Origin of the sequence: Aquisalinus flavus, assembly GCF_014640095.1 — a bacterium.
Taxonomy (GTDB): Bacteria; Pseudomonadota; Alphaproteobacteria; order Caulobacterales; family Parvularculaceae; genus Aquisalinus; species Aquisalinus flavus.
This window is the reverse complement of record NZ_BMGH01000001.1, coordinates 747,091-759,248: the sequence shown is the minus strand read 5'-3', so window position 1 is coordinate 759,248 and position 12,158 is coordinate 747,091. Positions and strand designations below refer to the sequence as shown.

The 12,158-nt window shown below is 60.2% G+C and carries 8 protein-coding genes; all 8 read right to left on the bottom strand.

The annotated features are described in order from the left end of the window. Positions 1 to 34: 34 nt before the first annotated feature. Positions 35 to 1,270 carry an ROK family transcriptional regulator gene (locus IEV88_RS03480; protein WP_188159888.1) on the bottom strand — a complete coding sequence of 412 codons (1,236 nt, stop codon included), beginning with the start codon at positions 1,268 to 1,270 and terminating at the stop codon, positions 35 to 37. A gap of 76 nt (positions 1,271 to 1,346) precedes the next feature. Then, positions 1,347 to 2,771 (bottom strand): glycoside hydrolase 5 family protein, encoded by a 1,425-nt coding sequence (locus IEV88_RS03475; protein ID WP_188159887.1) that lies wholly within the window; start codon positions 2,769 to 2,771, stop codon positions 1,347 to 1,349. 22 nt (positions 2,772 to 2,793) lie between these two features. Next, positions 2,794 to 3,663: an aldo/keto reductase gene (locus IEV88_RS03470; RefSeq protein WP_188159886.1), complete on the bottom strand. Its 870-nt coding sequence runs from the start codon at positions 3,661 to 3,663 to the stop codon at positions 2,794 to 2,796. Beyond that, a complete protein-coding gene (locus IEV88_RS03465) occupies positions 3,657 to 4,868 on the bottom strand; it encodes an AGE family epimerase/isomerase (protein WP_188159885.1) in 1,212 nt (403 codons plus the stop codon). The genes IEV88_RS03470 and IEV88_RS03465 overlap by 7 nt, the downstream gene beginning before the upstream one ends. A 5-nt stretch (positions 4,869 to 4,873) precedes the next feature. Beyond that, entirely contained in the window at positions 4,874 to 6,046 is a 1,173-nt protein-coding gene (locus IEV88_RS03460; RefSeq protein ID WP_188159884.1) for a glycoside hydrolase family 130 protein, read from the bottom strand. Between the two features lie 35 nt (positions 6,047 to 6,081). After that, entirely contained in the window at positions 6,082 to 7,242 is a 1,161-nt protein-coding gene (locus tag IEV88_RS03455) for a glycoside hydrolase family 26 protein (RefSeq protein ID WP_188159883.1), read from the bottom strand. Beyond that, positions 7,239 to 9,104 carry a sodium:solute symporter family protein gene (locus tag IEV88_RS03450; protein ID WP_188159882.1) on the bottom strand — a complete coding sequence of 622 codons (1,866 nt, stop codon included), beginning with the start codon at positions 9,102 to 9,104 and terminating at the stop codon, positions 7,239 to 7,241. Before IEV88_RS03450 ends, IEV88_RS03455 begins: the two co-directional genes overlap by 4 nt. Before the next feature lie 55 nt (positions 9,105 to 9,159). After that, positions 9,160 to 11,592, bottom strand: a complete 2,433-nt coding sequence (locus tag IEV88_RS03445) for a glycoside hydrolase family 3 protein (protein ID WP_188159881.1) — start codon at positions 11,590 to 11,592, stop codon at positions 9,160 to 9,162. Between the last annotated feature and the right edge of the window lie 566 nt (positions 11,593 to 12,158).

The following is a 12,158-nucleotide window of genomic DNA, read 5'->3' as shown; positions in this document are numbered from 1 at the left end:
AAAGGGACCAGAACCGGAAAGTCCCCTGCCAAACCTAATCAGCCGCAACCGCCTTCATCAGGGAGGCGCGGTTCGGCAGCAGCATATCCGAGAACGGCATGATCGCCGCACCCACGGCCGGCGCGTCGGCCGACAGCGCCGCACTCGCGACACGGAACGATGGCGGTATTTTCACGCCTCGTGCGGCAATGGCGTCGTTGAGGCTGGCGACCATCCTGTCGATCAGGGACCGGGGCAGGCGACCGCCGATGTAAACCGCATCGGGATCCATCAGGTAGACCGTGGAGATGATCGGTCCGGTCAACGCCTCGACCGCCAGCGAAAGCCATTCGTCGCAGGCTGTCTTCGCCGCGCCTTGCAAGCCTTCCACGTCTGCCAATCGCGCCAGCGGATGACTGCGGCTGGCCATGTGGCTTTTGAGCCCGGCAACGGAGACGACCTCCGACAGGGTTTTTGCCTTTGTCAGGGGTGAGGAAACCGGCAGGAAACCCAGTTCTCCGCTTCGCCCGTGCGCGCCCCGGAAATAGCTGCCCTCGACGACAAGGCCTGCGCCGAGGCCTGACGTGACGAGAAGATAGAGGAAATTGGACGACTGCAATCCATGGCCGAACTGCAGTTCACCGATAGCCGCCGCCGCCGCGTCGTTTTCGATAAACACGGGATAGTCGGCGACGGCATGGATCATCTCCCTCAGGTCGTATCCTGCCCAGGCCTCATAGGCTGGCGGACGATCGTTCGATTCGATCGTACCAAGATCATCCGGGACGGCGATGCCGACGCCCATGACCTTGCTGCGGGGGATCCCGTCGCGGATGAAGAAGAGCTCGAGATTGTCCCTGAAAAAGGCACCGACCTCGTCGGGCATCGCAAATTTGCGGTTGGTCGTCGCCCGCGCCTTGATCCGGCCGTAAAAATCGACGGCAACCATGGTGACATAGTCGCGGTCGATATTCAGGCCGATGGCGAAGCGGCCATCGGGGTTTATCGCGAACCGCATCGCCGGCTGGCCACGGGCCCCCTGCACCCGACCGATATTCTCGATCAGCCCGGTATCGAGCAGTCGCCTTGTGATGTTCGCAATCGCCGGCCCCGTGAGCCCGGTCAACTCGACAAGCTCGGAGCGGGTCACGGGTCCATTAATCCTTATGGCCTGAAGGGTGACGCGCTGGTTATAGCCGCCAGCGCGCTCGAGATTGGTCCCGGCAAGGCCAGCACCACTCAGCTTACGCTCGCCATCCTCTATATCGGTACTGTCCGATACATCGACCATGAAGAATCCAACCCCGTATTATTCGTCGGGTCAGCATAATCCGCATGGCCGCGAAGGCAAAGCACCAATCCGCTGGTTATTCGGTCAGGCGTTCAAGGGTCTCTGCATGCCCGGACAACACAGTGATTGTCGTGTCATCGCCAGCGAATATCGAATTGAGGCCCTGCTGCTCCTGCGGCGGATCGCCGGTATAGCTCTTGTCGCCATTCTGCCAGAGGTAATCGTCATGGGCCGCCTCGCCATAGCCGCCCCATGACCAGAAATTGGACCCGACGAGCGGGCCGCCACCCGCAACGCTTTCCTCGATGCGGTCGAACACCATGGTATAGAAGCGGTCGCGATATTCCGTGCCGGCTGCCTTGTCGAAACTGCCACCGTCACGGTCAAAGCCGAACTCCTCCAGCACCAGCGGACGGTCCATCTCCCGCGCGACATCGATATGCGTCTCGATATAGTCCATGGCGCTGGTCGCGGTGCGGTCCCACGTGCCTTCCATGTCCGTCGCATCCATCCATCCCCAGTTCTTGGGCCACATGTGGAAGGTGAGATAATCGATATTATCAGTGTCATGGGCCTCGATGAAGCAGCCCATGCTGCCGCCGCACCCCATGGAGCCTTCATTGCCCGAGGAGACGAGATGGTTCGGATCGAGGGACTTGATATAGCCCGCCGTGTCGTCGATCCATGCAAAGAAGTCCGGCAAATACTGCTCTTCTTCCGGCGTGCCGCCACCGGAGCGGGGTTCGTTCGCCAGCTGCCAGGCCATGATTGCGCTGTCATCGGTGTAGAGAATGCCGGTTATGGTGTTTGTGCGCGTCACCAGCGTGTCGATGTAGTCGCGATAGAGCTCGTTCGCGGCCTCGGACCGGTAAAATCCGGCCGAGAAGACGGCAAAAGCCGGCCATGGATGAGCCGGGTCGCCGAGATTGATGAACTCGCCGCCATTGGTCCAGTAAAGATAGGTGACCATGCCGCCGGACCATTCCCAGAAATTGTTGAGATAGATCACCGCCTTCATCTCGCGTTTGCCCATTTCGGCGAGCAGGAAATCAAGACCGATCAGCAGTTCCTCATTATAGGCGCCGGTCTCGTCGCGGAATGTGGGGCGCACGGAATTGTCGAGCGGTGACAGTTCGGAAGAGCCGAGCACACGCAGATTGGTGACGCCGTTGGCCTTGAGGAAATCCAGTTCGCGGATCAGGCGATCGCGGTCGCCATAGTCGGTATCGGCACCGAGATAAGCCCCGTACCACATGTTCGCTCCAACATAGGCATAGTCCTCGCCCTCGAGGGTGAACCGCATGCCGTCGACAGCGACGAAGGCACTTTCCTCGAGTGTTTCGGCCATGCCGCCGCGCTCCGGATCGACGGGGGCGCCGGACCCCGCCGTGATCGCAGGCGTGCCGGCATTGGTTTCCGGCTGCGCAGGTTCGGAGCACGCCATCAGGCCGGCTGCGGCCAGGATGGCGAATGGCCGGGCGAGTTTATTCACGATCATCATCGGTTCTCCCTCTACAGAATGATCAGGGCAGTTTGCGGCCAAGGCCGGCCTCCAGCAGGCGGTACCATTCTTTGCGCTCGAGCTTGACGGGCGCAGCGTCCAGCGTCTCGCGCAGGCGGGCCGGTTTTGTCGTGCCAATGATCGGCACGGCCCCCGCAGGATGCTTGCGCACGAAAGCATAGGCGATGTCTGCAAGGGTGGCGTTGTGGGCCTTTGCAAGCGCGTCCATCACTTCGCGAACCCGCAAGACGCCTGCTGTCATGTTGTTCTTGTCACCAAACAGCTGCCCGCCGCCAAGCGGCGACCACGCCGCGATCCGCGTGCGGTGGGCCATGGCATCGTCCAGCAGCCCCTCAAACACGGGCGCGACATAAAAGGGCGAAAACTCGATCTGATGGGCGTAAATCTCAGTCTGCAGATAAACGCGCAGCGCCGTCACCTGCCACGGCGTGAAGTTGGACACGGCCACGCTCTCGGCAAAGCCGTCAAGAATGAACCGGTCCAGAACCTCGGCGACGTCAGCCGGATGAGCGAGATTGTCGGGGCGATGAACATAGATCAGGTCGACCTTGTCCATCTGCAGCCGGTCGAGGCTGGCGCGCATGGCATCGCGCAGATAAGACGGGCTCTGATTATACGGGCTGCCGAACTCGATGCCGATCTTCGTCGCCAGCGTCGTTCCCTCGAAAAGCTCCGGTGCTTCGGCGCGCAAGCGGCCGAGCAGGGTCTCGACCGTGCCGAACCCCTCCTCCCCGCCATAGACATCGGCTGTGTCGATATGGGTGATGCCATGCTCCTTGCAGATCGACAGGCATTCGGCGAGATCGTCATAGGTGGCCGTGGAAAAGCGCCACGTACCGAAGGCGAAGGAATTCTTCCTTGGTTTCAGCATTCTCGGTCTCCTGTCATCGCGTTGAGACGGCGGATGCACTCCATCATGGCGCGGCAATTATGGTAAGGCCCCTTCCAGAACCCGGCCTTGTAGCCGAGATTGCTGTAGTCGGGCACATCGCCGGCATAGGCATGCCAGTCGCCGTTCTCCGTGTCGAGAACATCGGACTTGATGAACTGCCAGACTTCCGTCACCGCCCTGAGATAACGTGTTTCGCCGGTCAATTGCCAGGCATTGAGAAAACCGACCAGCGCCTCGGCCTGACACCACCATTCATAGATACGCTCCGGGCCATCATGGCCCAATTCGCAGATACCCTCGCCGAAGGCGTTCAGGCTCTCCCTCAGGCTGGCTTCAGCGAGCTGGCGCACATGCGGCAGGTAGAGCGCTGTCATTTCCGGGTCGTCCAGCACCTCCAGCGCTTCGTGCAGCAGCCATGATGCCTCGATGTCGTGCCCGAAGGAGACCTCGTCGCTGAGGCTTTTCCAGTCGCCGTCGAAGAACAGCCGCTGATGGGTGCCGCGCGGCGCGATGAATTTCTCCGTCAGCAGGATAATGTTCTTGCGCAACAGCTCGCGGGAGTGATCATTCGGGTGAACGCGATACAGCACGGTATAGGGCTCGAGAATATGCAGATGCGTATTCATCGTCTTCGTCGCCTGCAGGTCGCGCTCCGACAGGCGCACATCCCCGGTCGGCGACCAGTCCTCGGCAAAGGCTTCGATATAACCGCCCTTGTCGGCGTCATATGTCCGCTCTTCGAGCAATCGCGCCAATTCCAGGGCCTGCTCGAGGGCATCCCGGCTGCCGGTCAGGTGGTAATAGGCACACAGTCCATAAATGCCGAACCCCTGGGCATAGGTCTGCTTGCGCCGGTCTGCCGGCGTGCCATCGGCATTCAGTGACCACCATGCCCCGCCATGAACCGGATCGAGAAACGAGCGTGTGAAGCTCTCATAGGCGCGATCGGCCATGGCCCGGTAGTCAGCCCTGTCGTCGAACGCGGCAAGTTCAGAGAATGCCCACAGGATGCGGGCATTGAGAACGCACCCCTTTTCCGCGCCCGGTTCGGGCATGGTGTCCATGTTGATCTGGCCATGGAAGCCACCGTTTACCTCGTCCGGCGCATGGGCCACCCACCACCTGGCAATCCGCTCCAGCTCGGCCCTGAACTCATCGCGCAAGGTGATCAGTGTGCGATCCATGGTGCCTAGACAAGATCCCTGTTGCGCTTGATCAGCTCGCAACGCTGCTCGACCGACAGATGCGAAAAAAGCGGGTCGGCGGGGGTATTCCTGGCATAGTCGACCAGCTGATCAACAGACGTGCGCGCAACATGCATGCGCGTGTCGGACGAGGCGTAATAGATATAGACCGACCCGTCATCGTCCGCGATCCAGCCATTGGCGAAAATGACGTTGGAGACGTCGCCGACGCGCTCCTCGCCCTGCGGCTCGATCAGGTGACCGGCGGGCTGGTAGGTCTTCACCCATGGCCGCTCCAGCTCCGTCATGAACAGATAAGCGACATAGCGCAGCCCCGCCGCCGTGTTGCGCACCCCATGGGCGAGATGCAGCCAGCCATCGCCCGTCCTGATCGGCGCCGGTCCCTGCCCGTTCTTGACCTCCTTGATCGTATGATAGACCTTGCCATCGACGATCTGTTCCTTTTCGATGACCGGGTTTTCCATGCTCTCGGTCAGCCCCCAGCCAATACCACCGCCCGACCCGACGGAAATGAAGCCATCCTGCGGGCGCGTATAAAGACCATATTTCCCGTCCACGAACGCAGGATGCAACACGACATTGCGCTGCTGGCCCGAACGCGACGTCAGGTCAGGCAGCCGTTCCCAGCTTTCCAGATCCCTGGTGCGCACGATGCCGCAATTGGCGACAGCGGCGGAGGTATCGGGGTTGTCCTGGTCCTTCCGCTCAGTACAGAACAGGCCGTAAATATAGCCGTCTTCGTGCTGCGTCAGGCGCATGTCATAGACATTGGTGTCTGGTTCATCGGTCTGCGGCAGTCGGACCGGATAATCATGGAAGCGGAAGCCTTCGGTCGGCCTGTCGCTGTCGGCAAGCGCGAAAAAGGATTTACGGTCATCCCCTTCGACCCGCACGACCATCGTGTACTTGCCGTTCCACTTGATCGCGCCGGCATTGAAGGCCGCGTTGATCCCCATGCGCTCCATCAGCCAGGGATTGGTGTCCGGATTGAGATCATAGCGCCATTCGATCGGCGCGTGGGCAGCGGTGACGACCGGATAGATGTATCGGTCATAGATACCATTGCCGAGACCGTCGACATAGTTCGGTCGGTTGATCAGGGCTTCATGTTCCCGTTTCAGGCGGGCAAGTCGGTCGTGAAAATCAGGTCTGGCCATGAATTACTCCATCAGGGCACGAATTATAAAAATCGTCATAGCAGGCTAAGCGGGCACTCTTTCGGAGCCTCCTGCGCGGCAACCGGGTCCATCGCCGCGCGCATACGGTCGGTCTTTGGCATTTCCTCGACATTCAGGACTTCCGGCCAGGAATAGACGTCCTCCACATGGCCCTTGGGCGAACACCGGTCGCAATTGCCGGCATAGTCCCAGTCAGGGTTCATGAAAGAGCCGCCCCATTGCAGGAACCAGAGCGGCTGGATCTGCCGGAATATCTCGTAACTCGGCATCACGCCGACTTCGGTGATCGCGATGAAGCCGTTCCCGTGCAGCGGCTGGACATTGCCATAGCCGGTCATGAATTGCGCATCATCCGTGCCCGCCGCATAGAAGTCCGTACCAACGAAATCGACGGTTTCGTCACCCGGATAGTATTGTTCAGCGCCCTCGGCACCCTTGTCCGCGCCCCAGACCCAGATCATGTTGGTGATGCCGTGATGGGTGGCGATGCGGTCATAGGTCATCGCCCACAGATCGGTATAGCGCTGTTTCTGGCCCCACCAGAACCAGCCGCCATTCATCTCATGGAACGGCCGGAACAGCAGCGTGATGCCCTGATCGGTATAGTCCTTCAGGATCTCCGCCGTCGCATCGAGGTCCTTCAGCCACAGCGCGTGCTCGCGCGTCCCGGGCGTGAGGAGGCGGTCAAGCTCGTCGTCCGTCATCGCATATTGCGAGCATTCGTAATATTCCCCGCGCGGACAGACCTTGATCGGGTTGCGGGCATGCCAGGTGAAGGTAACGAGCCCGCCCCGGGCGGCCTGGCGCTGCGCATGCGCCAGCATCAATTCGCGATAGCCCTGATACTCCATGGCGAACATCAGCTCGAGGCCGAGCACGGCCGGAATCTCGCCAGTCATTTCCTCGATGAAATCGAAGCTGTCGCAGGGGATGAAGACTTCATACTCGTTGACCTGCTGGCCGGACAGCGTGTTGCCCGCTGCCCCGACTTCCTCCAGCAGGGCGAGGACCTCGTCCCGGCGCTGGCCGTAATCGGCAATGACCGGCGTCGCCTCTCCGGCATCGGCGTTGCCGGTATCCGACTGGCTTGAGTTCGCAGGCTCGGCACATCCGGCAAGCGCGAGCATGCCGAACGCAGCAAAGCCACAGGAAATTCTGGTCAGCTGGCTGATCATTTCGCGTATCCTTCCTTTTCGATCTCTGCCTCGATCTTTTCCGGGGGCGTTCCCTCGGCATAGTCTTTCAGATTGTCATACCAGGTCGATTTCAGCACCGCCGTGGTAATGACAGCGATGACGATGGCGATGGTCATCTCGGTCCAGTGCTGAATGACCATGAAGATCGGCGCGGCGGTCAGGCTGGTATGCCAGACCAGACCGATACCGATATTCATCATGTCGCGCCAGAAATCCGGGTTCTTGGGCACGCCCTGCCCCTTCTCGACAAGCGATTGCTGGACCGGGTCCCAGAAACCCCAGGGGCGCGTCTTGATGTAGAATTTCTCGAGCGTTTCCATGTCGGTCGGCGGGGTCAGCAGCGTGCCGGCGATGGCCGCAGCGATACAGACAGCCAGCATCAGCGGGAAAGCGTGAAGCGCGTTGAGGTCCATGAACGCCATCGGGATCGCAAAGATCAGACCGGCGACCATGCCCCAGAAATAACCCTGCCCGTTGAACCGCCACCAATACCATTTGAGCACGTTGGAGGCCGTGTAGCCGCCATAGAGCGCCGAGACGATCCATTGCAGCAGGAAGTTGATATCGGTTGCATACAGGCCGAACGCAGTGCCGATGATGATGAACAGCGCAGCAACGGCATAACTCATCCAGACCAAAGTCTTTTCCGACGCGTTCGGATTGATATAGCGCTTGTAGATATCGTTGACGACATAGGCCGGGGCGGCATTCGTGGTTGCTGCGAAGGACGACATGAACGCGGCAAGGAGACCGGCAATCAGCAGGCCGAGCAGTCCGGCCGGGATGAAATTCGACAACACGAATGGCAGGATCAGTTCGAAGTCGACATCCCCACCCATTGCGTTCAGCTGTGTCATGTAGAAGCCGATGGCAAGCACGGCGAGACCGGCGATCAGCATGTAGCGTACCGGAGCGAGGACGATGGTGACAAGACCGCTCATCATCGCCGCTTCCTTCGGCGTGCGCGTGGACAGGATGCGCTGCATGTCATAATTCGGCGCCGGGCCGGCAAAGCTCTGCAGCAGACCCTTGAACAGGACCAGCATAAGGAAGATCTGGAACAGTTCGTAGCCGTCATCGGCGATCTTGGAATTGGCCGATGGCAGGATCTCGCCCCAGTCGAGATCGAGGCGCCAGCCGGGGAAGATGCCGGCCCAGCCATCAGGGGTCAGGCTGTCCAGAAGCTCCGGACTGACCTGCTGGATCGCGATGATGCCGACCGCGATCGAGGCGACGGTCATGACGAGATATTGCATGACCTCGGTAATCACCACCGAAAACATGCCGCCCTTGATGACGTAAAGCGATGTCAGGCCGACGACGATCAGGCCATAATAGATCTCGTTCAGATGCGCATCGGGTGACAGCTGCCACGGCATGAAGGCAGCACCGAACTTACCGATCCCGACAAAACCGTAGGCAAGGTAGCCAAGCACCAGAACGAGCGCGAAGACGACGACAACGAGATGCGACATGGTCGAGCCAACACCCTTGCCGAAGCGGAATTCGATCCATTCCGCCCCGGTCATGACGCCGGAACGGCGCAGCCAGAGCGACAGGAAGATCATCAGGAAGACCTGGTTGAAGGTCGGCCACAGCCACGGGATATAGACGCTCTGCAGGCCATAGATAAAGAGCAGATATACCAGCCACATCGTGCCGGATATGTCGAACATGCCGGAGGCGTTGGACAGGCCGAGCGCATACCAGGGCAGCTTGTTCGAGCCGAGCGCATAGCCTTTGAGGCTCTTCGACGCCTGGCCGGACATATACATACCGATTGCAACGGTCAGTCCGAGATAACCGATGATAATGACGAGATCCAAACCGGTAAGTGACATCTTGTCTGCCCTTCTTTGTTATCTTCTCTTGGTGACCCGGACGCAGTTGCAGTTTTCAGTCATGGTTTTCGCTGCCCTCCCAGGAACCGACCCTGATCCCCTCGATCTGGACCGACCACGGGTCTTCCGCATAAAGACCGAATGGCTGCGTGACGGCTTTCTGGTTCAGGTGCATCGAGACAAAATAGGAAAGAGGAACGGCCACGGTCTGCCAGTCATCATCGGCGCTGCTGATCTGCGCCGCAATATCGACCTGCACTTCCATGCCGTCTCCATCCCTCATCGTTAGCATCACCGGCCCTGCCGGCGGAGAGATGACACGGCAGGTCAGGATCAGCGACATCTGCGCATTGACCTCGCGGGAGAAATCCGTCGGCGGCCCGGAGATCAGCAGGCTTGCCGGGCCGTACCATGTGGCAAGGCGGGTGTCCTCCTGCGCCTTGTGGTCCCTCGCCTCGACCCTGATATGACCGCTGGCGCTTGCCACCTTCGGCGCGTTGATGGCGAGTTCGTCGCCGTCGCCCTCGGCGAGCAGCAATTGCCAGCCGCCGCGGGCCTGACCGGCGATGAAAAGGTCCGCCAGCCGATAGCTGCCGCGCACCGGCAGGGCACAGCTCTCGTCATGGTCAACCGGCACATGGCTGTCCGTGATGCTGAGACCGTAGCCATAAGCGAATAGCGGGTCGTAATCCGCATCGCCGACATTGAGCGGTGATTGCCGCGGGTGGCGGGGCCAGGAGAAGCTGAGCTTGCCGGAAAAGTCATGGCGCGCATTACCGGCCATGTCGCCGATCAGGAGGTCGGCGATCCCCGCCCCCTCACTGCCGGGCAGGAAGGCAGCGACGAAGGCATTCGACGCGTTGAGCTCGGGATTGACCCAAAGAGGCCGGCCCGAAAGAAAGACGGCCACCACCGGGATGGCGTCCGCCTGCAGAGATTTCATCAGCTGCAGCGGACCGTCGGAGCTGAAATCGACCGTGTCCCTGTCACCCTGAAATTCGGCGTAAGGGTATTCGCCGAAAACGACGATCGCAGTATCGGGCTTTTGCGACCATGTCCCCCGGGGCGACAGCTCGACAGAGCCGCCGCAATTGGCCACGGCATCGGTCACGGCGGCGAAGATGGATTGCCCATTGGGGAAATCCGAATTTACATTGTCCGTCCCCTGCCAGGACAGGGTCCAGCCGCCGCATTGCATGCCGATATTGTCAGCCCCGTCGCCGCACACGAGAATGCGGCTGTTTGGCCGGATGGGCAGCACGCCATCATTCTTCAGGAGGACGAGCGATTTGCGCACGGCGTCGCGCGCGACGACCCGGTGGGCATCTGATCCCAGCAGGGAAAATTCCCCGGCAAGGGCGCGTTCCCTTGGCGGCTTTGCTTCGAACAGGCCAAGACGCATCTTGACGCGCAGGATGCGCGCCACAGCCTCGTCGAGGCGCGCCGCGCTGATCCTCCCTGCCCTGACATCGTCAAGCGTCGTCTCGTAAAGCCCCTTCCAGCTATCCGGCGCCATGAACATGTCGAGGCCGGCATTGAACGCCGCCGCAGCGGACGTGGCGGTGCATCCCTCGACCTGGCCATGGCCGTTCCAGTCCCCCACGACGAACCCGTCAAAGCCGAGGCGGTCAACCAGCACGTCGTTCAGCATCTCCCGGCAGCCATGCATTTTGCGGCCATGCCACGTATTGAACGACGCCATGACGGTCTGCACGCCGGCCTCCAGAGCCGGTGGATAGCCAGCCGCGTGTATATCTCTCATGTCCTCATTGCTGGCACGGCAATCGCCCTGGTCTGCGCCATTTTCGGTGCCGCCATCGCCGACGAAATGCTTTGCGGTCGCCAGCACGCGTCTATCGGACAGGAAATCATCAGTATCGGGACGGCCCTGCAATCCCACGACCATCGCCGCTGCATAGGAGGCGATGACATCAGGATGCTCGCCATAGCTCTCATAGGTCCGCCCCCAGCGATCGTCTCGCGCCACGGCCAGTGTCGGCGCGAAGGTCCAGTCCATGCCGGTCGTGCGTACTTCCAAAGCCGTCACCTCGCCGATCCGGCGGATCAGGTCGGGATCGCGCGCGGCGCCAAGGCCTATGTTATGCGGAAAGATCGTGGCGCCGACGATATTGTTATGGCCATGCACGGCATCGGTGCCCCACAGGATCGGAATTGCAATCCTCCCGCCGGTCGCGTCGACGGATGCCCGGTAGAAGCTGTCGACGAGGTCGAGAAAGTCTGCGGGCGCAGCGCGGTTATTGCCGGCGGGTGCGGAATTGCCGCCATTGAGGATAGAGCCGAGGTGATAGTCGCGGGCTTCCTGCGGCGTGACACTGGCGAGATCGGCCTGGATAACCTGACCGACCTTTTCCTCGAGGCTCATCCGCTCCAGCAGGTCGGCGACCTGCGCCTCGATCTTCGCGTTACGGGCGGGCCGGCCCTTGGCGGGCCATATCCCCGGGTCCATGAGGTCGTCGCTCCGCGTCATCCGGTGCCTCCTTTGCTCGCAGGCAAATCGGGGCACCGATGGCAGCTCAATCCTGACACTGTGACTCTGGTCAGCACCCTCAAGACCCTTTCATCCCTTGCGACAGCCGTTCTTCGCGACAGCTTGTCGGGCGTTTTCATAATACAGGGCGGCGGACGCCAGCAAGTTATTTATTTTTGATTTATTTATTCTGGATGCCGTGTTATGAAAATGTCCGGCGACGGTTTCCGTCGCTGAGCCCACTTTCGGGTTTCTCCTAAATCTTTCTCGACTGCGCCCTCACGGGGGCGCAGTTTTTTTATGGTGTGACCCCATAGCCCCCGGTAACTCGTGGCAATTTTGCCACGCTGATTGGTTAATCTTGACAATGGTCGGGTCTCAGAATGCCCGCCACGCAGGTCTTCAACGGCCGAAAACCGAAAAAATTGCACTAAAAATATAGTTCTTGGCCGCTTGTCTGCATCAAATTGCCAATTTCGTCTATAAAAATGGAATAATATACTCTAAACGATGGCTTTTAGGCGCAATCCCGATCAATCGAGCCAACCAATATTAAGATCAATTTA